The sequence below is a fragment of the Robertkochia solimangrovi genome, from assembly GCF_007279655.1.
Lineage (GTDB): Bacteria > Bacteroidota > Bacteroidia > Flavobacteriales > Flavobacteriaceae > Robertkochia > Robertkochia solimangrovi.
In genome coordinates this window covers 208582-234343 of record NZ_QKWN01000004.1, presented here as the reverse complement: position 1 = coordinate 234343, position 25762 = coordinate 208582, and the positions used below count along the sequence as shown (strand labels likewise).

Sequence of the window (25762 nt, the reverse complement as noted above, 5' to 3'; positions counted from 1 at the left end):
GTTTCCGGCGTAAAAAGAAAAACAGGATGTTGTATTACTTGTTTGAATATTTGGAGAAACATTATCAGGTGCCAGGAGCGGGACTCTTTAACTTTATTACGTTTAGAGCTGCTGCTGCCATCATCCTGTCTTTGCTGATCTCAACTATCTATGGAAAGAAGATCATCAATTTTTTACGCCGGCAACAGATCGGTGAAAGTGTTCGTGAGCTCGGACTTGAAGGGCAGTCTCAAAAAGCGGGTACACCAACCATGGGAGGGATCATCATTATTCTTTCTACGCTTATACCGGTGCTTTTATTCGCTAAACTGGATAATATATATATAGAACTCCTTATCGCAACGACGGTTTGGATGGGCGTTATAGGATTTGTAGACGATTATATCAAGATCTTTAAAAAAGATAAAGAAGGCCTGAAAGGTAGGTTCAAGGTGATTGGCCAGATCGGTATCGGAATCATTGTTGGGGCTACGCTGTATCTTCATCCGGAGGTTACTGTGAAAGAGAAGGTGCGTTCGGCTCAGGAAGTTCAGGCAGAGGTGATTACAGGACAGGTTTCAGCATCTGAATTTTCCAATGAGGAAAAATCTACCAAGACCACTATTCCTTTCGTGAAGAATAATGAATTTGATTATTCCGTATTGATTTCCTGGATCGGGGAAAATTACAAGAATTATGCCTGGTTGATCTTTATTCCTATTGTGATCTTCATTATTACGGCGGTATCCAACGGAGCTAATCTCACGGATGGGATCGATGGTTTGGCAGCTGGTTCGTCGGCTATTATTGCCCTTACCCTAGGTATCTTCGCCTGGGTATCCGGTAATATTATATTCTCAGATTATCTGAATATCATGTATATCCCAAGGGTTGGAGAAGTGACCATATTTATTTCTGCGTTCGTAGGAGCGCTGGTTGGTTTTCTCTGGTATAATACGTATCCGGCTCAGGTGTTTATGGGGGATACGGGGAGCCTTACAATCGGTGGTATCATTGCGGTGATCGCGATCGCGGTAAGAAAAGAATTGTTGATACCGGTACTATGCGGGATCTTTCTGGCGGAAAATCTATCGGTGGTAATGCAGGTATCCTATTTCAAATACACTAAAAAGAAATTTGGTGAAGGCAGGCGAATCTTTTTGATGTCGCCTTTGCATCATCATTATCAGAAAAAGGGGTATCACGAAAGTAAAATCGTGACCCGTTTCTGGATTGTCGGGATCATTCTTGCCGTGGTTTCGATAGTAACATTAAAGGTTCGCTAGATGAAACGCTTGGTGGTGCTCGGTGGAGGCGAAAGCGGGGTGGGGACAGCCATCCTTGGAAAGAAAGAAGGTTTTGAGGTCTTTGTGTCAGACAAAGGCCGGATAAAAGATAAATATAAGCACGTTCTTGAACAGTATGGAATCGATTGGGAAGAGGAGCAACATACAGAATCGTTGATCCTCAATGCCGATCTGGTGATGAAGAGTCCGGGAATCCCCGAAAAAGTGCCATTGGTGAAAGAGTTGGTCGCCAAAGGTATACCGGTGATCTCCGAGATTGAATTCGCTGCTGCTTACACCGATGGAACCATTGTTGGGATCACGGGAAGTAACGGTAAGACCACTACCACGATGCTCACCTATCATTTGCTGAAGGAAGGCGGACTGGATGTTGGGATGGCGGGGAATATCGGTGATTCTTTTGCGCAGATGGTAGCGGAGACCGATCCGGAAAACTATGTATTGGAGATCAGTAGTTTTCAACTGGACGGTATACGGGAATTCCGTCCGCATATTGCGGTAATTACGAATATCACACCTGATCATCTCGATCGGTATGACTATGAATTCGATAATTATATCGCCTCAAAGTTCCTGATCACTAAAAATCAAACAGAATCAGATTATCTGATTTATGATGCTGATGATGAAGTGATCACCGGGTGGTTGGAAAAGAATCCGGTACGGGCAAAACTCATTCCATTCTCTGTAGAGAAAATACTGAAGGAAGGCGCTTATGTAAGTGAAAATAAAATAATGATCAACATTGATAAACAGCAATTAACCATGTCAACAGACACTTTAACCTTAGAAGGGAAGCACAACCAAAAAAATGCTATGGCCGCTTCCGCAGTTGCCCAGTTGTTAAAGATCAGGAAATCTACCATTCGGGAGAGCCTGCAGAATTTTCAGGGGGTGGAACACCGTCTTGAAAAAGTCCTTAAGATCGGGGAAGTAATGTACATAAATGATTCAAAAGCCACCAATGTGAATGCGACCTTTTACGCCCTGGATTGTATGAAGACGCCTACCGTATGGATCGTTGGAGGGCAGGATAAAGGAAATGATTATTTGCCTTTGATGTCGATGGTTCGGGAGAAGGTAAAAGCGATCATTTGTCTCGGCGTAGATAATCAGAAGTTGATCAATACATTTAGTAATGTCGTTGATATAATGGTGGAAACTGAGGCGATGAGTGAAGCTGTAGCCATTGCCAGAAAGATCGCAGAGAAGGGAGATACAGTTTTGTTGTCTCCGGCATGTGCCTCTTTTGATCTTTTTGAAAATTATGAAGATCGTGGAAGACAGTTTAAGGAAGCTGTTAGAAATCTATAAAAACAAAAGTTAACGCATAAACCGACCAACGTGCAGGAAATATTTAAAAATATTAAAGGGGATCGTACTATCTGGGCTGTAGTGGCTTTGCTGGCACTGTTTTCCTTTTTGCCTGTCTATAGTGCGAGTACCAATCTGGTATATGTAGTGGGGAACGGAACTACGTTCGGTCACCTGTTGAAGCATGCCATGTTGCTGGTGCTTGGTTTCGGTATTATTTATGCGGTACATAAAATACCCTTTCGTTATTTTAAAGGGTTGTCGATCATTGCGTTGCCGGTTGTTTTGTTGCTGCTGGTATATACCTTGGCTCAAGGGACAACGATCGGGGGTGCCAATGCCAGCCGTTGGATACAAGTGCCATTTGTAGGGATTAGTTTTCAGACCTCTACACTGGCAGCTATCGTGTTGTTGATCAATGTTGCACGATATCTGGCTAAGATTAAAGATCGTAAGGTAACCTTTAAGGAGACTATCCTTCCGTTATGGGCACCCGTTTTCCTAATGCTGATTCTGATACTGCCTGCGAATTTCTCAACGACCGCCATTATTTTCTTTATGGTGTTGTTGGTTTGTTTTCTGGGCGGGTACCCGGTGCGTTATCTGTTGAGTATCGTCGGAGTGGGGGTTCTTGCATTGACCATATTTGTGCTTACCGCCAAGGCATTTCCGGGTTTATTCCCGAACCGGGTGGATACCTGGATCAGTAGGGTTGAGAATTTCGCGGATAATGAAGATACCAGTGATGATTATCAGATCGAGAAGGCAAAGATCGCGATCGCTAAAGGTGGTGTGGTCGGTCAGGGAGCAGGTAAGAGTATCATGAAAAACTTTTTACCACAGAGTTCTTCCGATTTCATCTTTGCGATCATTATAGAGGAATATGGGCTCGTCGGTGGACTGGTGCTGGTGTTTCTGTATTTGCTGTTGCTGTTCAGGATCGTGATCGTGGCTCATAAGTCAGATTCCATATTTGGAAAATTATTAGTGGCTGCCGTTGGCTTGCCCATCATATTTCAGGCATTCATCAATATGGCTGTTGCAGTGGAATTGTTTCCTGTAACCGGACAGACACTTCCTTTGATCAGTAGTGGAGGTACTTCCATCTGGATGACTTGCCTTGCATTGGGAATCATTTTGAGTGTGAGTGCCAGACGACAGGAAGAATTGGAATTAAAAGAAGAATATACAGATCAAAACCCATTAGATATATTAAGTGAGCAACTATAGATTCATATTATCCGGAGGAGGTACGGGTGGTCATATTTACCCGGCGATCTCTATTGCCAACGCACTTAAGGAACGGTATCCTGAAGCCGAATTCCTTTTTGTAGGTGCCAGGGATAAAATGGAGATGGAAAAAGTGCCGCAGTCAGGATTTAAAATCGAAGGGTTGTGGATTTCGGGAATTCAGCGTAAACTGACGCTTAAGAACCTGATGTTTCCTTTTAAACTGCTGAGTAGTTTAGCAAGGTCAAAATCTATTTTACGAAAGTTTCAGCCAGATCTGGTTATCGGAACCGGAGGGTTTGCAAGTGGTCCGCTTTTAAAGGTAGCTTCATCAGTAGGAGTGCCTTGTGTGCTGCAGGAGCAGAATTCATATCCGGGCATCACCAATAAATGGTTATCCGGAAATGTGGAGAAGATCTTTGTTGCTTATGACGGACTAGAGAGGTTTTTCCCGAAAGATAAGATCGTGAAGACCGGTAATCCGGTACGTCAGGATCTATTGGAGCTTACAGGGAAAAAGGAGAAAGCCATGGAGCAATTTAAGCTGGACCCTGAAAAGCCTGTACTGTTTGTGATGGGCGGAAGTCTTGGTGCCCGACGGATCAATCAATTAGTGGAGAAAAAACTGGGTTTTTTTGCAAAGCATGGTGTTCAATTGCTTTGGCAGTGTGGGAAATTATATTTTGAAGAATATAAAGCCTGTGAAAATGATAATGTTCGTGTTTTGCCGTTTATAAATAATATGGATCTGGCTTATGCTGCTGCGGATCTTATTATTTCTAGAGCGGGAGCCGGATCGGTTTCAGAACTGACAATAGTCGGAAAACCGGTGATTTTCATTCCTTCCCCAAATGTTGCAGAAGATCACCAGACTAAGAATGCGGAAGCCGTGGTGAGTAAGGAAGCTGCAATCTTATTGAAAGAGACAGAACTCAACGATAATTTCGAAGAAGTTTTCGGAGGCTTGCTGGCCGATGAGAATTTGAAGAAGAGGTTGTCGGAAAATATACGATCACTGGCATTGCCGGAAGCAACCGCAGTTATTGTGGAAGAGATCGAACGAATTTTAAAATCAGGTAAAGCTGCATAATGGAAAAAGACCTTAAAAATATCGCGAAATTCTACTTCCTGGGAATTGGAGGAATCGGGATGTCCGGTCTTGCCCGTTATTTTAAGCAAACCGGAAAATCGGTAGTCGGGTATGATAAAACGGCTACAGAGATCACCGCAGGTTTAGTTTCTTTTGGAATCGATGTGAACTTCGCCGATACGGTAGAAGCGATTCCTGAGGGGTATACAGACCCGAAAGAAACGCTGGTGGTCTACACTCCGGCAATACCGAAGAACAGTGTTCAATTGAACTATTTCAGGGAAGGTGGGTTTACGCTTATGAAACGCGCCGAAGTTTTGGGGATGGTAACACGTGACACTTATTGTTTTGCGGTAGCCGGTACGCATGGGAAGACAACGACAACTTCGATACTGGCACATTTACTGAAGGAAACCGGAACTCCGATTACAGCCTTTCTGGGCGGGGTTTCTGAAAATTTCAATAGTAACTTCCTGATGGAAGGTACAGATTATACGGTAGTGGAAGCCGATGAATTCGACAGGTCATTTCTTCATTTATCTCCGGATATCGCCTGTGTGACCTCTATGGATGCCGATCATCTGGATATCTATGGAGATAAATCGGCGCTGGAAGCCTCATTCCGTGAGTTTACAAAAAGACTGAAGCCGGGAGGTAAACTCTTTGTTAAAAGTGGTCTGCCCTTGGAAGGGATCACTTATGGATTGGAAGATGAATCTGATTACAATATTCAAGATATACAATTATCGAACTCAACTTACCTATTCACTGTGCGTACCCCTGTAGGAATCATACAGGATGTGACATTTAGCAAGCCAGGACGGCATAATTTGCTAAATGCACTGGCAGCATTTGCAATGGCGGCCGAATTGGGAGCCCCCCACAGCCGCCTTGCGGAGGCGCTTGCTACCTTCAAGGGTATAAAACGACGATTTTCCTATCACATCAACAGGGAAGATCTGGTGTACATTGATGATTATGCCCATCATCCGTCGGAGATCGATGCGGTATGCGAAGCGGTGCGCAGTGCGCATCCCGGAAAAAAAGTGCTGGCAGTTTTTCAGCCACATCTGTTCAGCAGGACCCGGGATTTCGCTGATGAGTTTGCTGAAAGTCTTTCAGGATTTGATGCATTGGTAATGTTAGAGATCTACCCGGCCAGGGAATTACCTATTCCCGGAGTTACGGCAGATTGGTTACTCGAGAAAGTAAAGTTAAAGGATAAGCGATTGCTGGAAAAAGCAGCCTTACCCGAATATCTGAAGCAGGCAGAGGCAGAGGTGATTTTAACCATCGGTGCCGGGGATATCGGAGTGGAAGTAGAACGGATTAAAAAAGTATTAAACTCGTGAAAAGGTATTTGAACCATATAAAGCTCATCGCGATACTATTGCTCGCCATAGTGTTGTATTCCTTTTCCAACAAAAGGAATGAAGGGCGAATCGTTGGTAAGGAAAATCATATAGAATTCCTCAATAATGAGTCGTTATTCATTACCTATCATACAGTTAATAAATTGTTGAAACAAAATGCAGATACCCTTTCGGGTATAGCTAAAGATGCTATAGATTTGAATAAGATTGAGGAGCGTCTCAATACGAATGCAATGATCAAGCACGCTGACGTGTACATTGCTGTAAATGGGGAAGTTGGGGCGAAAATTATTCAACGTACTCCCATAGCACGGGTTGGGGGCAACAATCCGTACTATATAGATGACCAGGGCAAAATGATGCCTTTGTCATCTGTCTATTCGGCCAGGGTACCCTTGGTAACCGGTAATGTAAAGGAAAAGGAGCTCGGAAAGGTGTTTCCGTTACTGGAATATATCTACAACGATGAGTTTCTCAGGAAGAATGTAATCGGGATCGAGAAATCGGGCAACGATTATGAATTGGAATTTCGGTCAGATGATTTTGTACTCAGACTGGGAGAGGCCGATCAACTGGATAAAAAATTTAACAATTTCAAAGCCTTTTATCAAAAGGGACTTAAAGATAAATCGCTTGCAGCCTATAAAGCGGTGAATCTGAACTTTGATAATCAGGTAGTGTGCACCAAAAAATAAACTATGGAAAGTACAAGATACGCTGTTGGATTAGATATAGGTACCACTAAGATCGTCGCCATGATCGGTCGTGAGAACGATTATGGGAAGATCGAGATATTGGGTATAGGTAAATCCAAGAGTCTTGGGGTGCACAGAGGAGTGGTGAATAACATTACCCAGACCATTCAATCGATTCAACAAGCTGTACAGGAAGCGGAAAGTGTTTCCGGCTTGAAGATCCATGACTGTGTGGTTGGGATCGCCGGACAACATATACGCAGTTTACAGCACAGTGATTATATCACCCGGCCGAATTCAGAGGAGGTGATCAGAGAAACTGATCTGGATATGCTTTGCAACCAGGTGTATAAGCTGGTGATGTTGCCAGGGGAAGAAATCATTCATGTACTTCCTCAGGAATATAAAGTCGACGGACAGGCTGAGATCAAGGAGCCAATGGGTATGTATGGCGGAAGACTTGAAGCCAACTTTCATGTGGTGGTAGGACAGGTTTCCTCGATCCGTAACATCGGACGTTGTGTGAAGAGTTCCGGACTTGACCTTGCAGGAATTACACTGGAGCCACTGGCCTCTGCGAATGCGGTGTTGAGCCAGGAAGAGAAGGAAGCCGGTGTCGCTTTGATCGATATAGGGGGAGGTACCACTGATCTGGCCATCTTTAAGGATGGGATTATCAGGCATACCGCAGTGATCCCTTTCGGAGGAAATGTGATCACCGAGGATATTAAGGAGGGCTGCTCCATTATCGAAAAGCAGGCAGAATTGCTGAAGATCAAATTCGGCTCCGCATGGCCCGGAGAGAATAAGGATAATGAGATCGTTTCCATCCCAGGATTAAGAGGAAGGGAGCCAAAGGAGATCACTCTGAAAAACCTTTCGAAGATCATCCATGCCAGAGTGGTGGAGATCATTGAGCAGGTATACATGGAGATCAAGAATTATGGTCATGAAGAACAGAAAAAGAAATTAATCGCCGGTATCGTTTTAACGGGTGGAGGCAGTCAGCTGAAACACTTAAAGCAACTGGTTGAATATATAACCGGGATGGATACCCGTATCGGCTATCCGAACGAACACCTGGCAGGTGACTCCGACGCTGAAGTTGCGAGTCCGGTATATGCCACGGCGGTCGGTCTGGTTATGAACGCCCTAAACCAACAAAGAAAAAGGAACCTTACTACTGATGCCGGTGAAGCCGAAATACAGGAAGCTGAACAGGAATTACCGGAGGAGGAAGGTCAGCAAGAAGAGCCCCGAACTATTATACCACAGACTCCAAGGAAGTCCTTTCTTGAAAAGTGGTCAGATAAGTTAAAGGATTTTTTAGATAACGCTGAGTAACCCACCAACGTATCAGCTCAATCGTAAATTATTAAAAAATAGGGTTAAAAAGAAATATTATGAGTAGCAACACAGATTTTGGAAACATCTCATTTGATCTGCCAAAAAATCAAAGCAACGTGATTAAGGTGATCGGTGTAGGAGGTGGAGGAAGCAACGCGATCAACTACATGTTCCAGCAAGGAATAAACGGGGTTGATTTCGTGGTTTGTAACACCGACTCACAGGCACTACAGAACTCTGCCGTTCCCAATAAAGTACAATTGGGAGTTTCCCTGACGGAAGGACTTGGGGCAGGTGCGAATCCTGAGGTAGGAGAGCAATCTGCTATCGAGAGTCTGGAAGAACTTCAGTCGATGCTGGATACCAATACCAAAATGGTATTCATCACCGCCGGAATGGGTGGAGGTACCGGTACGGGTGCTGCACCTATCATTGCAAAACTGGCAAAAGACATGAACATCCTGACCGTGGGAATTGTTACCATTCCTTTTCAGTTTGAAGGTAAAATGCGTAATGCTCAGGCACATAAAGGAGTAGATCGACTTAGAAATACCGTTGACTCACTGATCGTGATCAACAATAATAAACTTCGTGAGGTTTACGGAAACCTCGGATTTAAAGCCGGATTTTCGAAAGCAGATGAAGTGTTAGCTACAGCAGCAAGAGGTATTGCGGAGGTAATAACCCACCACTACACGCAAAACATTGACTTGCGTGATGCCAAAACCGTTCTTTCCAACAGTGGAACAGCGATCATGGGATCGGCCACTGCTTCAGGATCGAACAGAGCTCCGGAAGCCATTATGAAGGCGCTGGATTCTCCATTGTTAAATGATAACAAAATCACCGGAGCAAAGAATGTGTTGCTACTGATCGTTTCCGGTGCTGAGGAGATCACGCTTGATGAGATCGGGGAGATCAACGATCATATTCAGGATGAGGCCGGGCATAATGCCAATATCATCATGGGGGTTGGTGAAGATGAATCACTTGGAGATGCGATCTCGGTTACCATTATCGCAACCGGATTCAATACAGATCAACAACATGAGATCGTAAATACCGAAGCAAAAAGAATTATACATACGTTGGAAGATGAGCAGCGTGCCGAACATAATCTGACTCCGAAACCGGAACAGACACGCATCAACATCGATCCGCAGGCCCCGTTGCGTAATACTCAGGTTGAAGAGCCTAAAGTTGTAAAGCATACCCTTGAATCTGAAGCACCGGAACAGCCAAAAAATGAGATGGACCTGATTCCGACCTCCGAACTGATCAGGAACATGAATGTTGTTTATGAGGAGGTAGCTCATGAAGAAGATGATTTTGTGATCATCGATACATCAGCAAGGATCAAAGATATCGACGTGGTGGATCCGGAGGTGTTAAGACCGGAGAAAAAGGAGAATCAGTTCGCTTTGACCTTTGATATGCCGATGCGCGAAGAGCCAAAGGATGAAGAGGAAAAAGGACATGTGATCACTTTTGATCTTACCGACGATGTTAAGGATATGGATGTGAACGATCCGATCGAAGTGATTCCATTAACGGAGATCTCTGAGGCCGGAGAAAGAAGATATAGCCTGGATGACTACATGGATATGGAGAACAAGCTGACCAATGCCAAACCGGAGCCGAAACAGCAAGAGGTTTTGGAAGAGGAACTGCAGTTCGAAAAACGTGTTGTTAATCGCGAAGAGGCACCTGTGAACAGCGAGGAGATCGATCCGATGAACTGTTCGATAGAGGATAGCCTGAGACTTCGTGCAGAAGAAAGAAGAAAGAAACTGAAGGATTTTAATTATAAGTTCCAGAATAATGTTTCCCGTATCGAAGAGATCGAGAAACAGCCTGCTTATAAAAGAATGGGAATCGATCTTGATGATAACAGACATCAGAAAGATCCTTCCAGAATGAGCGTGGGATCGGATAGTAATGATGATATCCAGCTCAGAAGCAACAATTCATTCCTGCATGATAATGTTGATTAATAGCAATTTGTGGCATTAAAGTGTTAGCGAATTTTAAACCCGAAATCATTAGACTGATTTCGGGTTATTTTTTTATCTTCGCAACGCAAAAACAGAATTACTCAAAACACGACTGGTATGAGCTTACAGGATCAGGTAATGACAGAAATGAAGGCTGCGATGAAGTCGAAAGACACCGTGGCTCTTGAGGCATTACGCGCCGTTAAATCGGAGTTGTTATTGGCTAAGACCAATGCAGCTACCAAAGACGGATTGTCTGAGGATGAAGAGATCAAACTACTTCAGAAACTTGTGAAGCAACGTAAGGAAAGCGCTACTGTTTTTTCTGAACAGGGAAGGGAAGACCTTGCAGAACCAGAACTGGCTCAGGCTGCAGTGATCGAAAAATTCCTCCCGGAACAATTGAGCGAGGAGGAGATCGAAGCCGTTGTGGCTGCAATCATCGCTGAAACCGGAGCAGACAGCATGAAGGATATGGGTAAAGTAATGGGACTTGCCTCAAAACAACTGGCAGGAAAAGCAGACGGTAAAACCATCTCCAATATCGTAAAAGCAAAATTGAGTTAATTATTTTAAATTTGCTGATATTCTTTATCGGTATATAAGGGCCCCGTGGCGCAACTGAATAGCGCATCAGATTTCGGCTCTGAGGGTTGGGGGTTTGAATCCCTCCGGGGTCACTACAAGCAAAAAACCTGATGCAGGATGCATCAGGTTTTTTTGTATTACTCCCGTAGCCAATCGCAGCTTGAGCTAAAGGGAGTAATACAAAAAAAACTCCACAGGTACTGTGGCAGGTTTTGTATTTGCAAAGGGGAGCACACTGAGGATCATAGGTCGATGATTGTAGATTGTAAATGGTAGATTATAATTTGATGGAGAATTAAGAATCACTGGTGTCCGGGTATAATCCCATAAATTCTAAATTTCCTTCTCAAAGTCCCTTAAATAGCGACGACACTCGGGGCCATGTAAGCAGGAGCCTGTCTGCGGTAGGCAGGGTCGTCATTCTCCAGTGCGCCGGAAGACCAGAAGATTTTAACAGTACTCCAATCATCCTTCGTATAAATTACCGTTCTTAAATCGTGAAATTTTCGTAGTTTTTGATGTAATAATACAGGTTTATGTACGTAATAGATATAGATTAAAATTGTGAAAAACTAATGACGATTTTAATTTTCCGAACTGGTATAAACCATATTTTTGAAACCCTAAAATTAGAAACATGAGCGTAACTTGGTATGAATGTAAGGTGAAATACAGAAAAACACACGAAACCGGAGAACAAAAGATTACTTCGGAAACTTACCTTCTGGATGCAGTATCTTATACAGAAGCAGAAGCCAGGATCAGTGAAGAAATGGCAGCTTACACCAGTGAGGAATTTCAGATCATGAATATTAAAGTCGCTAATTTTTCGGAGGTTCACCCTTTTGAGAACAGTGATCGTTGGTTTAAATCCAAAGTATCTCTGATCGCTATCGACGAGGAGAGTGGTAAGGAACGTAAAACGAATATTTATCTGCTCATTCAGGCGAATGATATCAGGGAGGCTTTTGATAATACGACCACTGCGATGAAAGATACCATGGGAGATTACAGCATTCCTTCCATTGCAGAATCTCCGATTATGGATGTCTTCCCATATTTCACCGGAGAGGAAGAACAATTGGAAAAATTCAGAATTATTGAACCTTCTGATATTGTAGCAGTTGAAGATGAAACCGCATCGGTTGCGGAAACCGCGGATGTTGAAGAATAATTAGTTCCATTCACATTTTGAACGCAATGAAAAGGACTTCTGGAAATGGGGTCCTTTTTGATTATAGCAATATCAGTATTAAATAATATTTCTAAGGAAGTTTACGTAAAGGATACTGAATTATATTTATTGAAACTAAACTTTTAATTATATGGTGATCAGGGAAGCCGTCGTAACTGATATTGCGAAAATACAGGTCGTTCGAAATTCAGTTCGTGAGAATGTATTATCAGATCCTTCGCTGGTTACTGATGAGGACTGCAGGGAATTCCTGCTCGAGCGGGGTAAAGGTTGGGTATGTGAAAGCAGAGATGGGATCTTAGGGTTTTCAATTGTGGACATGAAGGAAAATAATGTTTGGGCTTTGTTCGTCCATCCGGACTTTGAAAATCAGGGTATCGGCAGAAAATTACATGATGTCATGCTTAACTGGTATTTTTCGCAAACCGATGCTTCGATTTGGCTGGGTACTGCTCCAAATACCCGGGCGGAGCAATTCTATAAAAAGTCCGGTTGGGATGTGATAGGAACTCACGGTAAGGGCGAAGTCAAGTTTGAGATGACCCGAAATAAGTGGATTTTAAAGTAAAAGATGCTAAGGCATTCAGCTTTTTTCAGGTTTAAGTTTTATTAAAAACCGTTTATTCATCGCATCCTCTACTAAATTGTTCAATTCCTGTAATAGGTTGTATTCCTCCTTTGGGACAAAGTCATCAGTGATCGAATAATTAGAAATAATTCTCAGTTTATTCTTTGCTACCGGTTCAATCGTGAAGAGATACTTTCCATACTTATTTGAGAACTCCACTTGGTTGTTCGTTGTCCCGATCAATTCGATCTCACATGGAAAATTAAGTAATACCATGACGTCATCAGAAAAGGTGTAATCCAGATAATAATTCATATCGATGGATTCTGAATCAGTTTCAATAATATTATGAGTTAAAAAGTTTTTGAGCGAAACGTTTAGTGTACTATCATTTAAGCGTGTGATCGCATCTTTTACAGTAGCTTTTGCCGAAAATACATAGGAGAAGGGCTTATCTTCCATCTGTTGTATAAATAATACAGAATCGATGGTTATTTGATTGGAGGATTCTTCATATTCAGACAAAGCATTATAGAAATCGTTCACTTCCTTATCCTGATCTAATAAACTAAAAAAGCTTCGTATTTCCGTTGAAGGTCCTCCTGAGGCGGTGAATCGATAACTGATAGGAGCATTCAGCGAATCAAGATTGATGTCATTGTAGAAGATCTGCTTAAGTACGTTATGATCGGCATTCATGCCCGGTAAATTCATAATATTTACCGCTACGGAGTCTACCTCAGCTAATTCCAGATCATATCCGATGAACTTATCCTTTCTTTTGATCCCTTTTTCCCTATAGGGTTTAACAGCGATGGCCATGGTGTGGTAAATTGAGGGAGGGATCTCATCTAAACGATATTTAAAAAAAGTTTCATGTGGATAAAGTAAGGTAAGAGAACCTTTTTCGTTTTCAAATGCAAAGAATATATGGTCATATTCTCCTTTTCTAATATAATAGGGATCTAAAGTTCCGGATCGTTTACTTCGTGCAAAAACAGCAGAATATTCAATTTCCAAATCTTCAAGTAGTTGTCGGTAAAGGCGCTTTAGACTAAATTCATTTATTTTTTTATTTTTCAGGAAATATCCACTGGATTTGGCAAATTCCGATAAATCGGTTTCCACCATCTGAATATTCTCCAGAATGTCCTGGTGTAAAAGTTTAAATTGATAGAACTTTGAACTGTCTTTGGCGGTTCCGAGTACTCTTCTTTTCCATGAATTGTAATAACTCTTATTTTGATGGTCCAGTGCTATAGGTTGTGTTATTGCATTGAATTCTTCGTTATAAACTTCCTTCCAGGTTCTCTTTTTATCTTTTTCCTTTTCGATCGAATAATAAATATAAGGGAGATCACAGGGAATGCAAGTGTTAGGATTCTCCTCCAGACCCGGTACATTTTCCATTTTAAAGACACAATAGATCAGTGTATCATTGGCAATGATCTGAGGTTGCGGAAATTCATTGTACGGTTTGTAATACACATACAAGTTAGGATTTGTTTTTACCGTATACTCTGCATTTAGATTTGGGATTTCTGAATAGAGACTGATATAATCCTTCATTTCTATTTCCTTGATGTATTCGGTATACGTGTAGTTTGTTTGTATCGTATCTCCGGGTTCAACACCCGGGATCGGGTAATTAATAGGTCCAGAGTTTATTTTTGAATTGCGATTTAGCACAAGACTTGAATCCAATTCAATAATATTACCATCAGCTTTCAATGTTTTTACATTTAAGCGATTAATTTTTTTGGCAATGGATTCATTGAAATTCAGAAATGCATAGTGATCCACTCCGGCACTATTGTTTACGACGATCTTACTGGAAATAGATACATTCTTTTTAAAACTTCCGAAAGACCGACTATAGGAGACATCCTGGTAGGTGTACAAAAAATAGGCATCCTGCTTTTTGCAATCGTCCATAAAATCTGCTTTTGGAATCGTGTCATTTGCAAATGAGAAATATCCAATGCTGATAAATAACCAAAGGATCGAAGATTTATATCGTTTTGTTTTTAATGATAAGAGGGTCATTAATGAGTGCTTTAAATGATCTTAAAATATTGTTTACCGATTTTAGGTTATCCTTGTCGATGGTTCCTGAATCGATCTCAAATTCATAATTACATTCAAGAATCGTTTCAGAAAAAGGTTTTATTGTATAGGTCAGAACAACTCCTTTCTCTTTAAATCGATGAATGATAGGTTCAAAGGATTGGTAGGGTATTTTCAGGTCGATCAGTGCATTGACCTTTTTACTGAAACCACTTCCGATATAGGTGCCTTCCAGTAAAGTTTCACGATCCTGACTTTCAAACAAACCTGGTATAAAATCGAGAAAAACATAGAGAGTACTATTGTCTTCGATAAGTTTATTGCTGATCATCAGATTTCCCTCCCCATTCACCATGTTATGTGCAATATTTAAATGCGGATCCTTTAGTTTCTGTTCACTGAAAACATTATTGTAATGAGCTTTAGCTAATGCATCAAGTCCGTCACCTTTATAGTAAAGAAATTGTCTTTTAAGGAAGTTTCCGGAGATACCTTCATAGGTGCAATTGAAGTTTCCGGACATCGTAGCATTCGAACGGTCTGTTGTTAAATTCAGTTGATAGGCGATCAGGTTGGTCTCCGGTGTATTAGCTTTCACGGTATAAAATTCACCGCCGTCTTTATTTACGATTAAAATCGATCTGTTTTGAATGCTCTCGACGGGAGTTTCGGCCTCATGGATCGGATCTGTAGGGTCCAGTATTACAGGCTTTCCATTGATATAAGCAACACAGACCACATGATTTGCTGTGCTAAGAGAAGGAAAGTCACAATCACTCAAATGATCAAAGGTCGATGCCAGGGCGATATCACTTTGAACACCTTCATAGATCAGAATTTGAGACAGGAAATTTGAAAGATCTTTACAGTCACCTTGTTTATTGCGGAAAACTTCATTTACGCTGTAGGGTATGAAGGCTCCCATACCAATCTCAATGGCAACATATTTAAAATTGTTTTTGACATAGTCATAGAGGATCTTCATTTTTTGCTTGGGGTCTGTGATACCTTTCGTGAGCTCATCGATTTGAGCTATAACTTCTGCATTGAGACCTTGTGTAGGCCTGACCTTTTCAAGATACCAGTCATTGAGATAATCTTTATAGCGGTCCTTGTAAGAATCCGGAGCTACAATGGTACGCATAAAGGGGGCTTTAAAATTTTTATAGATCCCAAACATAGTCAAAGGATCGTCCTGGACTTTTTTTGAGGAAGACTGGATGTTCCATGATGTGATACCTTGTGTTTTTACGGAATCTATATTCCAGAATTTCAGGGAATCCTTATAGATAATGTTGTGGCTGAGATGAAAATTGTCGGGAACTTTAATTGTATATTTTAAAGTGTCGATATCATGGTAAGAGAAGAACCTGAGATGTGAAAAATACATAAGTTCGTCACAGGCAATATTATAAGTAATTTTACCTTCGGTCTCAGGGGGTATAGCTATTAATTTTATGATCTTGCTGGATACCAGACTGTTTTCTGCTTCTTCCTCAGAAATGAATACATCTTTCAGGGGTTTATATCTTCTTCCTTTCTTTTCGAAGACCATTACATCATTAACCTTTTCCAGTTCTTTATCATAAATTATAGGAAAGAGTATGGGTGTATCACTTAGCTTAAAGTTGACGGTAACTTCATTGATGAAACTGGAATCGTTACGTATTTCGATCTGTTCATGCTTCGAGCTAATATGGATCTCCTGGCCGGTAACATTTCCAATACAGCCAAGTATGAAGATCATTAAAATGATATAAGAAATGGTGCTTTTCATGTAACTTGTCGCATTTAGCATTTTTTATTCATTAGGTAGAGGGCGCGTATCAATAGTAACCATTTGATTCATCAATGGGTTGTATTTGACTGAAGGAATTCTGTATGAATCAACATAGAGAACCACTTAAGTTTTAAATTTTACGGGGGGATAAATGAAATTCAAGCTAAAATCTAAAATAGATCCGGCTCAGGCTAATGTAAGAAAAAATCCAGTAAATTGTAAGTATGGAATTAAATTCGGGTTAAATAAGAAGCAGCACCCCGGAAGTAGATAGATGTAAATAAAAGGCTTTCTATATAAGCGTATATCCTGGATATTAATTTGACCTTTATAATCTTATGGGTTTAAACGAATACTTTTAACGATCTCATCCGCAGCGTTTGCATTCCCATTATAACAGTCTATAGAGATTTCAAAAGTGTTTTTCAGTTTTGGATCGGAGATCGCAATAATATAACATGGATATTTCAGGCCATCATCAAAATCGTAAGCCTTGACGTAATAGGCATTTTCGATCTTAGGTAGCTTTCCACCATCCTGAATATCCACTAATCCAAAATCTCTGGCGATCGCATGGGCGACGTATCTAAGGTCATTCAGGAAATTATCAGATTGCTGGTCAGCCGCTATTATTTCTATATCCACCGCAAAATCATCATTATCAAAACCAATAACTGATTCAGATTCTGTTTCATATTCCTCCAGTGTTTCTGAAGTATCAAAGCTTAGCTGTAATTTTGGAGAAGTATAATGGTTTTGTGCGCTTAACTGAGAAGATACAAGTATACAAAAGATCAATACAAGTTGTTTCATAGAGAGGGATCTGAAATTAATCTAGATAATGACTATCCTTGAACGCCCTTTGATTCATCTCCTATAAAGTGATCAAATGGAGAAGCGATCAATATATCACTAAATATAAAGGAATTGAAATAAATTATTGGGGTGTGATTGGAAATAAAGTCTTTAATATTTCCTGCTTTTGGCTATAGGTTTTCAGAAATTCCGGTAATTCTATAAAATTAAAACCAATATCATTGAACAGGATCTACAGGTCCTTATCGGCCATAAGAAAAGTGGAGTAGGCCTTAATACGCGGGTTATTGAAGATCCTGGATTCATTGCATCTTGATTTTTATCCGGATGTGCACATACGATGAATGACAGAATTTACATTATCGTAATATCCTCGTTTTTCGATTTTACTAGATTTGCTTTCGATGCGTAAAGGATATCTCGATACCATTTCTTTAGAGGAACTTTCCGGACTCGTTGCAGATTCCGATCAACATGCCTTTAATGTATTATTCGATCTACTTTGGGATCCTATGTTTGCATATGCCGCATCTCTTGTTCTGGATTCTTCCATTGCCAAAGACCTTGTTCAGGAGGTTTGGATCGATTACTGGCAGCGCCGCGAGGAAGTCGATATCCATAATATTAAAGCCTATCTCTATAAGGCCATACGATATCGCTCCTATAACGCACTTCGTAATATGAAATTCAATATAACACAGATCGAAGCGGCAAATGCTGTGTTCATCCCATCAGAAGTTGAGTTGGAGGAAGATGTGATCGCGATGAATAACCGTATCGAAAATGTGTTGGCAACACTCCCGGAACGTTGTCAGGAGATCTTCAGGCTCAGCCGTATCAATCAATTGTCGAATCGAGAAATTGCCCTCAAACTGAATATCTCACAACGTTCCGTTGAGAACCAGATCTCACTGGCTTTGAGAAAACTTCGCAGAGAAATTCCTACGGCAATACTTTGCCTTCTTTAAGTCATTTTTATCTAAAGGTTAACCGGTTCTTCATTTTGTTAAGGAATCATTATCAGTGAAATTTCAGATGTGAGTACCTGTGTGTTTGTGGTACATGTAGTTGGAACACATACACAATGACTGAAAAGGAAATTAAGGAGCTGCTTAGAAAATATCTCGATGGAAGTATTACCTCCGCGGAAGAAATACTACTTGAAACTTTCGATAGTACATTGCTCAACAGCTATAGCCAAAGCATATCTGAAAACACAAATCACAAGGAAGCTGCCAGAAAGCATATCAATGCTTTTATAAACCGAAAGAACCGAAGAAGTCAATACCCGGACCTGCTTATGTTCTCCAGAATTGCGGCATCGATTATTCTCGTGATCGGACTTGGCTATTTGCTCTATACCAACATGTATCCAACAATTAGGCCCGAAATAAAGGCTAAACAATTGGTGCAATCTACAATTTGGGGTCAGAAAAAGACGATAGTCCTTCCTGATGGCAGTACGGTTCGTTTGAATTCCGGAAGCACATTGGAATTCCCAGACAGATTTGATGACGATTGCAGATCGGTAAGATTGGAGGGAGAAGCCTTCTTCGAGGTGACCCGGAATCCTGAGAAGCCCTTTGTCATTAAAACGGGGGCAGTCAAAACCATTGTTCTGGGAACAACCTTCAATGTCAATAGCTTTTCCGGGAATAGCGAGATCGCCGTAACGGTCGCAACGGGGAAAGTAAAGGTGGCATCCCCTGAAATGGAAGTGTTATTGGGACCTGACGAACAGGGTGTTTTCGACAGAACTACAGGTTCGATCTCCCGAAAGTCGGTAGAAAGCGCTGATTTCCTGTATTGGAAAGAGGGGATCTTGCATTTTGAGGATGTACCGCTGGAGCAGGTAGCAAAATCGCTTGAGCGATGGTATGGAGTCTCGATCCGTTTTCAACATGAACGCACCGGTAAAAGTCATTTGACCGCAACGTATAATGATGAGCTACTTTCTGTAGTGCTGGAAAGTATGATGTATGTGAAAAAAGGACTTTCCTATGAATATACCGAAGATAAAAAGATACTGATCAAAGGCCGATGTGCCGATTAAAACAACCTGACTAAAATCTGAACATGCCAATGAAATAGAGAAACTTATATAAAAAAAGGCAGTCTGTCACACTTTGGCGAGCGGAAACAGTCTGCCTGCAGTTCAATAATTAAAAATTAATAATCATTAAACGTCATGCTAAATTATGAATTCACTAACGATTAAACAATTCATCAAGTTGACATTCCAGACATTTTGCTTTCTGATCATATTGTCACTGTTAAACCCGGTGATAGCTGCCGAAGCCAGGGGACAAAGATTGGAGAATTATAAAATTGACCTCTCCGTAAAAAATTCAGGGGTAGTTGAGGTCTTAAAACAAATCGAAGAACAGACGGGTTTTAAATTCGTCTATGACCGTAAGGTGGAACGCACCGGTAAGAATTATAGTATGGATTACCAGGATGTGTCACTCAGATCGGTACTGGAACTTATGGCCAGAGAAGATAATCTGACCTTTAAACGTATCAATCAAACCATTTCCATAGATGTGAAACCAAAAGCACCGATACTCGTGGTGGAGGTGTTTTTTGAAACCGTTACCGGAACGGTTACTGACGAAACCGGGGTTCCGCTGGCCGGAGCTTCCGTTAGGGAAAAGGGAACCATGAACGGAACCACCACTGATTTTGACGGTAATTTCACCCTGGATGTGGAGGCCGGAGCCACCATCGAGATTTCCTATATCGGATACTTAACCAGTGAAGTTAAAATTCAGGGAAGCGAACAAATCAATGTGAAACTTGTGCCTGATCAGACCCAACTGGAGGATGTGGTCGTTGTAGGGTATGGAACACAGAAGAAATCGGATATCACCGGTTCTATAGGATCTGTAACCAGTGATAACTTCAATAAAGGACTCGTGTCAAACCCAGGACAGCTTTTACAGGGTAAGATCGCCGGGGTAAATGTTTCTGTTGTAAGCGGTGAACCCGGAGCAACACAGGATGTGATCATCCGAGGGGTTGGAAGTATGAGAGCCGGAACCACGCCTCTTTACGTCATCGACGGATTCGCGCTCGATAATTCTGATACCGGTGTGGCAACCAATCCGCTGAACTTTATCAATCCTGAGGATATCGCGAGTATCGATGTTTTAAAGGATGCCTCTGCTACCGCGATCTATGGAGCCAGAGCGGCTAATGGGGTGATCGTGATCACTACCAAAAAAGGAAAGACCGATCTCGCACAAATGAATGTTAGTTTCACCTCAGGATTTTCTACACTATCCAATAAAGTGGATGTGTTCAGCGCCGATGAATTTCGTCGACAGGTAGCAGCAGCGGGTGGAACGCTGGAAGATGGGGGAGCCGATACCGACTGGCAGGATGTACTTACGAGAACAGCCTACTCTCAGAATATCAATTTTTCCATGAGTAATGCTGGTGAAAACTTTTCCTATCGGGCTTCCGTTGCCGTAAATGATCAGGAGGGTATACTTCGCGGGAATGACTTGAAATTATATTCCGGTCGACTCAATATGAATCAAACTGCCTTTAATAAGCATCTGAGTATCGACTACAATCTCGCTGCCACAAGAGTGGAAAACTCCAGGGTGGCCTCGGGATCGATGGTAAGCAATATGTTGCAACTTAATCCTACCACTCCGGTTTATACAGACGGAGAACCCACTTTGCTGGATAATATGTTGAATCCGATGACCCGTGAGGAGATCTATAGCGATGAAGCTGTGAATAACAGGATTCTTGCCAATATCGCTCCTTCGGTTGAGTTTATCAAAGGACTTACCTATAAATTAAATCTTGGGGTTGATTATTCTACCACAGAAAGAGATGTACAGACCAAGCCTTATCCGTTACTGGAAGATTATGTAAATGGATCGTTAAACTCGATCTATACCACCAACAAGAACTTTCTTGTGGAAAATACACTGACCTATAACTGGGTGGCTGAACGCCATAATCTAACGGTATTGGCGGGTCATACCTATCAGGAGACTTTCGTTCATCAAAAGAACTTTAGTATGGAAGGATTCTCTGATAACGGCGTCGATCCTAAATATCAGGATCAGGTGAGTGGGGAGAGTACACCAACTTACATGAATACTTTCGCGGTTAGGAATGAATTACAATCTTTTTTCGGAAGGGTGAACTATGTACTGGATAATAAGTATATGGTCACTGCTACTATGAGAGCAGATGGGTCATCGAAGTTCGGGGAGAACAATCGATACGGATACTTCCCTTCTGTAGCCTTAGGATGGAATATCATGAATGAAGATTTTATCAGTGATTCCGACTGGATCAATAATTTGAAACTGAGAGCGAGTTGGGGTAAAACAGGGAATCAGGAGATTCCTTCGAAGATCACTAAACTGAGCTATACCGATAGCAAGACCGGAAATGATACCTATCCCCTTGACGGTACCGAATCGACAATTGATGATTATCCATACGGAACTATTTTCACCCGACTTGCGAATCCGGATATTCAATGGGAGGTGTCAGCACAGACCAATATCGGACTCGATTTCGGATTATTTAATAACCGTCTGACTGGTACAATCGATTATTTCAACAAGGTTTCTGAAAATATCTTATTAGAAGTAACACCTGCAGATCCTATTCAGCCAACGGATAAATACTGGACCAATATTCCAGATATGGAGATCAAAAATAGCGGTCTGGAGTTTACACTGGATTACCGTGGAAACTTCTCGGATAATTTCACGTATAATATCGGTGGTAATATTTCCTACACCAGGAATGAAGTAGTGGATTCTCCTTATGCTGTACTGACAACAGGAGCTGCTCAGGGAGCCGGTCAGACTGATGCTACCATCAATGGAAATATAAATGGAGAACCGATCGGATCTTTCTATATGCAGGAATTTCTGGGAATAGGAGATGACGGGTTAAGCATTTTATCTGATGATCGTATGATTGTTGGAAGTGCTTTACCGGATGTGATCTATGCCTTTTATCTAAATATGGGGTATAAGAACTTTGATCTGTCTCTCAATTTCAACGGGGTATCCGGGAATAAGGTTTACAACCATACAGCGATGTCATTGTTCACCAAAGGGCAATTGGTCTCAAATTTCAATACTTCAGACATCACGGTTCAATATCCTGAGGAAGATATAACCAACTCAAATACAGTATCAACCAGATATCTTGAGAATGGTGCCTTTCTGAGATTGAACAATGCGAGTCTGGGTTATAACCTGAAACCTGAACTTATCGGATTGGGTGACGTTATGAGCAATATCAGATTGTCGGTAACGGGACAGAATCTCTTCGTGATCACCGATTATACCGGTTATGATCCAGAGATCAATTCCAATCTGTCTATGGACGGGATACAAACCTTTGGGATCGATTACTTCAATTATCCGAAATCCAGAACAGTTTTGTTCGGTTTAAACGCATCATTCTAATTAAAAAATCACTTCAAAATGAAGCATAATTTATTATTAGCATTGTTCGGTATCTGTTTGCTTTCTAATGTGAGTTGTACCGACCTCGAAGAAGACGTGCTGGACGAATCACTCGATGGGAGTGGCCAGGCAGAAGTTATCAGTGGGGCTATTGCACCAGCCTATGGGCAAGTGGCATGGACCTGGAGACATACAAACTATTATGGGTTACAATTGATCGCAGCCGATGAGGCGATCCTGCCTTATCGCGGCGGTACCGACTGGTATGATGGAGGTAAGTTTCTTCAGGCGCATTCGCATGAGATCTTACCTTCCAATGATCTGGTAGGTAGTTCCTGGAATGAGGTGACCCGAAATATTTCAAGAACCCTTTCAGCTATTGAGGTGTTGCGACCACTTGCGGCGTCGGGAGATACGGAAGCTGCCGGTGCTTTGTACGAAATGATCGCTTTGAGAGCATATATGAATATGCTGACACTCGATAGCTGGGGACTGGTCTTTAAAAAGGAGAATTCTGATGAACTCTCTGAGATACTAAGAGGGCAGGAGGCCATTGATTATATCGAAAGTGAATTTCTTTCCGTTGTTGATGGTATCAATACGAACCGTGCTCCGGGGAGAGTTACGCAGGCAGCCGTATGGGGCTTTCTTGCAAGACTTCACCTGAATGCTGCTGTATATCGGGATCCTTACGGGACACCTGATTTCTCCACAGAAGACATGAATAAGGTTATCGATTATACCGATAAAATTATCAATAGTGGTCAGTTTTCCCTCTCGCCGGAATATTTTGAACTTTTTAATGATGATAATCATGACAATCCGGAATTGATCTTTGCCGTTGATCAGCGTGGAGTTCTGAACAATGAACACAGTCGCTGGGCTTACTGGTCATTGGCAGGTTCATGGTTTCCAAGACCTGAATATCCAAGTGCAGATGGTACAGACGGACCGGCGATCACTTCAGATTTCTATCAGACCTGGGTGGATGCTTATGGAAATGTGGATCCGGCAGATGCAGATCCCAGATTTTATCAACACAATCAGTTGATCCCTGAAGAGCTTCAGGATCTTACAGGTTTGTCTCCATTAAATGATGCAGACCATTATTACTGTATCAATGCAACGGATTTTGAGATCGATCGCGGTATAATACGCGGAGTGATCTGGGGCCCGAGAAAAGATGAGAACGGATCTTTCTATACCTGTGATGAAGGATATAGAATCTACCCTGTGAAACAAACCAAGGGTAATGGTCCTGATAAGGATGTTGCCTATGTAGATCATACATTGATGGTAGATTTTACCAATGAAGGAAGGCGTCATGCGAATGGTTACCGAGTATCAAAGTATCAATTTAGTCATACCTCGCCAAATGGTAATAACTACAGCAGTGTTGACCTGGTATTGATGAGATTGGCTGAAGTTTATTTGATGCGTGCAGAAGCGAGATTAAGAACCGGAGATAATGCTGGAGCCCTTTCAGACCTCAATGTAGTTAGAACTTCCAGAACTGCCCGCACACCTGTTCCTCAGGCTCTTTCTTCGATCGATCTGGAGATCCTTTTCCGTGAAAGAGGATTTGAGCTTTACTGGGAAGGTTTCAGACGCGGGGATCAGATCAGATTCGGACATTATGAAGACAGCTGGACCGAAAAGACCGATGCTGATGTTCATCACCGGTTATTCCCGATCCCACAGGATGCAATCGATGGAGCATCCAATGTAGAAGGATATCTGGAACAGAACGAAGGTTATTAATAATAAAGAACAAGAACCCCGTGAAAGCATATCGAATTTATGCATGCGGGGTTTCTTACTTTAAAGTATAGATTAAATGATTTATAGAAAATATGTAAAGCCGGTACTTGCTACCGGGATTATATGCATTTTGTTCGGTTGTACGAACGAAAAGGATAAAAAGGAAATTACAGTGGATAATGAGCCACTGAATGTTATTTTGATGATCGGTGACGGAATGGGGGTTCCACAGATCTCTACCGCATATTATTTTGGAGATCGCGAAGCGAACTTCTCGCAATTCGATAACATCGGGTTTCATCAAACTGCAGATAAGAGTAGCCTTATCACCGATTCTGCTGCTGGCGCAACTGCTTTTGCAACGGGAAAGAAAACCTATAAACGCGCTATTGGGGTAGATCAGGACACAGTACCACAACAAACCATTCTGGAATATCTCAAAGGGCAGGACTATCTAACAGGTCTGATCAGTCTGACTACCATAACACATGCCACACCGGCCGCATTCTATGCGCATGTGAAGGATAGGGATATGCATGATGAGATTGCTGAACAACTCACCAATGCCGGTGTCGACTTCATCGCAGGGGGAGGCAGAAAATACTTCAAAGACCGAAAGGATAGCATAAACCTGTTTGATCGCTTTAAAGGTTCTGGCTATAATCTGGATACCACTGCACTTACGAACCCTGATTATGATAAGAGAAATGCTTTTATCATATCAGACGAAGGACTGCCTTCTAAGATCGAAGGGAGAAAGGATTTTTTAAAGGATGCCACGCTGAAGGCATTGGATTACTTCGAAAAGAACAATAAACCCTTCTTTATGATGGTTGAAGGTTCCTATATCGATTGGGGTGGACATGCCGAGAATGAGGAAATGCTGGTTTCAGAACTTGAAGATTTCGATGAGACATTGGGAGCTGTTATCGATTATGTCAGATCGCATCCTAATACATTACTCGTAGTAACTGCCGATCATGAAACAGGAGGGGTGAGTATTGGAAAATACTATGATACCGACGATACTTCCGGGAAGAAGACCGAAGTAAACGACAGGGTGAAGGTCTATTTTAATTCAGACCAACATAGCGGTGAGCTGATCCCGGTATTTGCTATGGGAACAGGGTCGGAAAGATTCCGTGGAATATATCAGAATAATGAGATCCAACACAAGATGATGGACGCTTTGAAAAATGAATAGA

Annotated in this window: 19 protein-coding genes and 1 tRNA gene; 17 read left to right on the top strand and 3 right to left on the bottom strand. The window is 41.8% G+C overall.

Annotation, left to right across the window (positions count from 1 at the left end):
* The first annotated feature begins 26 nt into the window (after window positions 1-26).
* From mraY to DMZ48_RS07500, 12 genes are all read left to right on the top strand, one after another.
* Entirely contained in the window at window positions 27-1265 is a 1239-nt protein-coding gene (gene mraY, locus DMZ48_RS07555; RefSeq protein ID WP_143954519.1) for a phospho-N-acetylmuramoyl-pentapeptide-transferase, read from the top strand.
* Window positions 1266-2600, top strand: a complete 1335-nt coding sequence (murD, locus tag DMZ48_RS07550) for a UDP-N-acetylmuramoyl-L-alanine--D-glutamate ligase (protein WP_143954518.1) — start codon at window positions 1266-1268, stop codon at window positions 2598-2600. It abuts the gene before it with no gap.
* A gap of 30 nt (window positions 2601-2630) precedes the next feature.
* Entirely contained in the window at window positions 2631-3830 is a 1200-nt protein-coding gene (locus DMZ48_RS07545; RefSeq protein ID WP_143954517.1) for an FtsW/RodA/SpoVE family cell cycle protein, read from the top strand.
* Window positions 3817-4920 carry an undecaprenyldiphospho-muramoylpentapeptide beta-N-acetylglucosaminyltransferase gene (murG, locus tag DMZ48_RS07540; protein WP_143954516.1) on the top strand — a complete coding sequence of 368 codons (1104 nt, stop codon included), beginning with the start codon at window positions 3817-3819 and terminating at the stop codon, window positions 4918-4920. Before DMZ48_RS07545 ends, murG begins: the two co-directional genes overlap by 14 nt.
* Entirely contained in the window at window positions 4920-6272 is a 1353-nt protein-coding gene (gene murC, locus DMZ48_RS07535) for a UDP-N-acetylmuramate--L-alanine ligase (protein WP_143954515.1), read from the top strand. Before murG ends, murC begins: the two co-directional genes overlap by 1 nt.
* Window positions 6269-6988 (top strand): cell division protein FtsQ/DivIB, encoded by a 720-nt coding sequence (locus DMZ48_RS07530; RefSeq protein ID WP_143954514.1) that lies wholly within the window; start codon window positions 6269-6271, stop codon window positions 6986-6988. The genes murC and DMZ48_RS07530 overlap by 4 nt, the downstream gene beginning before the upstream one ends.
* A 3-nt stretch (window positions 6989-6991) precedes the next feature.
* Window positions 6992-8332: a cell division protein FtsA gene (gene ftsA, locus DMZ48_RS07525; RefSeq protein ID WP_143954513.1), complete on the top strand. Its 1341-nt coding sequence runs from the start codon at window positions 6992-6994 to the stop codon at window positions 8330-8332.
* A 59-nt stretch (window positions 8333-8391) separates the two neighbouring features.
* Entirely contained in the window at window positions 8392-10329 is a 1938-nt protein-coding gene (gene ftsZ / locus DMZ48_RS07520) for a cell division protein FtsZ (RefSeq protein WP_143954512.1), read from the top strand.
* A gap of 117 nt (window positions 10330-10446) precedes the next feature.
* Window positions 10447-10896 (top strand): GatB/YqeY domain-containing protein, encoded by a 450-nt coding sequence (locus DMZ48_RS07515; protein WP_143954511.1) that lies wholly within the window; start codon window positions 10447-10449, stop codon window positions 10894-10896.
* Window positions 10897-10935: 39 nt separating this feature from the next.
* Window positions 10936-11009: transfer RNA gene (locus tag DMZ48_RS07510), tRNA-Arg, on the top strand.
* A 545-nt stretch (window positions 11010-11554) separates the two neighbouring features.
* Entirely contained in the window at window positions 11555-12091 is a 537-nt protein-coding gene (locus tag DMZ48_RS07505) for a DUF4494 domain-containing protein (protein WP_143954510.1), read from the top strand.
* Window positions 12092-12242: 151 nt separating this feature from the next.
* A complete protein-coding gene (locus tag DMZ48_RS07500) occupies window positions 12243-12680 on the top strand; it encodes a GNAT family N-acetyltransferase (RefSeq protein WP_143954509.1) in 438 nt (145 codons plus the stop codon).
* Window positions 12681-12695: 15 nt separating this feature from the next.
* On the opposite strand, the gene DMZ48_RS07495 is transcribed toward DMZ48_RS07500, so the two are convergent.
* The 3 genes from DMZ48_RS07495 to DMZ48_RS07485 all read right to left on the bottom strand — a co-directional run bounded on the left by DMZ48_RS07495 (window position 12696) and on the right by DMZ48_RS07485 (window position 17340).
* Window positions 12696-14726 carry a DUF3857 domain-containing protein gene (locus DMZ48_RS07495; protein ID WP_143954508.1) on the bottom strand — a complete coding sequence of 677 codons (2031 nt, stop codon included), beginning with the start codon at window positions 14724-14726 and terminating at the stop codon, window positions 12696-12698.
* Complete coding sequence (locus DMZ48_RS07490) at window positions 14692-16524, bottom strand: transglutaminase-like domain-containing protein (RefSeq protein WP_242009149.1); 1833 nt, start codon at window positions 16522-16524, stop codon at window positions 14692-14694. The genes DMZ48_RS07495 and DMZ48_RS07490 overlap by 35 nt, the downstream gene beginning before the upstream one ends.
* A gap of 339 nt (window positions 16525-16863) precedes the next feature.
* Window positions 16864-17340, bottom strand: a complete 477-nt coding sequence (locus DMZ48_RS07485; RefSeq protein ID WP_143954506.1) for a hypothetical protein — start codon at window positions 17338-17340, stop codon at window positions 16864-16866.
* Between the two features lie 407 nt (window positions 17341-17747).
* Here DMZ48_RS07485 and DMZ48_RS07480 point away from each other — a divergent pair, with 407 nt between their 5' ends.
* The 5 genes from DMZ48_RS07480 (at window position 17748) to DMZ48_RS07460 (ending at window position 25761) form a co-directional block, all read left to right on the top strand.
* The gene (locus DMZ48_RS07480) at window positions 17748-18311 is read left to right on the top strand and encodes a sigma-70 family RNA polymerase sigma factor (protein WP_143954505.1); all 564 of its coding nucleotides are present in this window, start codon (window positions 17748-17750) and stop codon (window positions 18309-18311) included.
* A 116-nt stretch (window positions 18312-18427) separates the two neighbouring features.
* Entirely contained in the window at window positions 18428-19396 is a 969-nt protein-coding gene (locus DMZ48_RS07475; RefSeq protein ID WP_143954504.1) for a FecR family protein, read from the top strand.
* Window positions 19397-19541: 145 nt separating this feature from the next.
* On the top strand, window positions 19542-22796 hold the full coding sequence (locus tag DMZ48_RS07470; RefSeq protein WP_143954503.1) for a SusC/RagA family TonB-linked outer membrane protein: 3255 nt from the start codon (window positions 19542-19544) through the stop codon (window positions 22794-22796).
* Between the two features lie 18 nt (window positions 22797-22814).
* Entirely contained in the window at window positions 22815-24557 is a 1743-nt protein-coding gene (locus DMZ48_RS07465) for a RagB/SusD family nutrient uptake outer membrane protein (protein ID WP_143954502.1), read from the top strand.
* A 76-nt stretch (window positions 24558-24633) separates the two neighbouring features.
* Complete coding sequence (locus tag DMZ48_RS07460; RefSeq protein ID WP_143954501.1) at window positions 24634-25761, top strand: alkaline phosphatase; 1128 nt, start codon at window positions 24634-24636, stop codon at window positions 25759-25761.
* Window position 25762 lies beyond the last annotated feature (1 nt).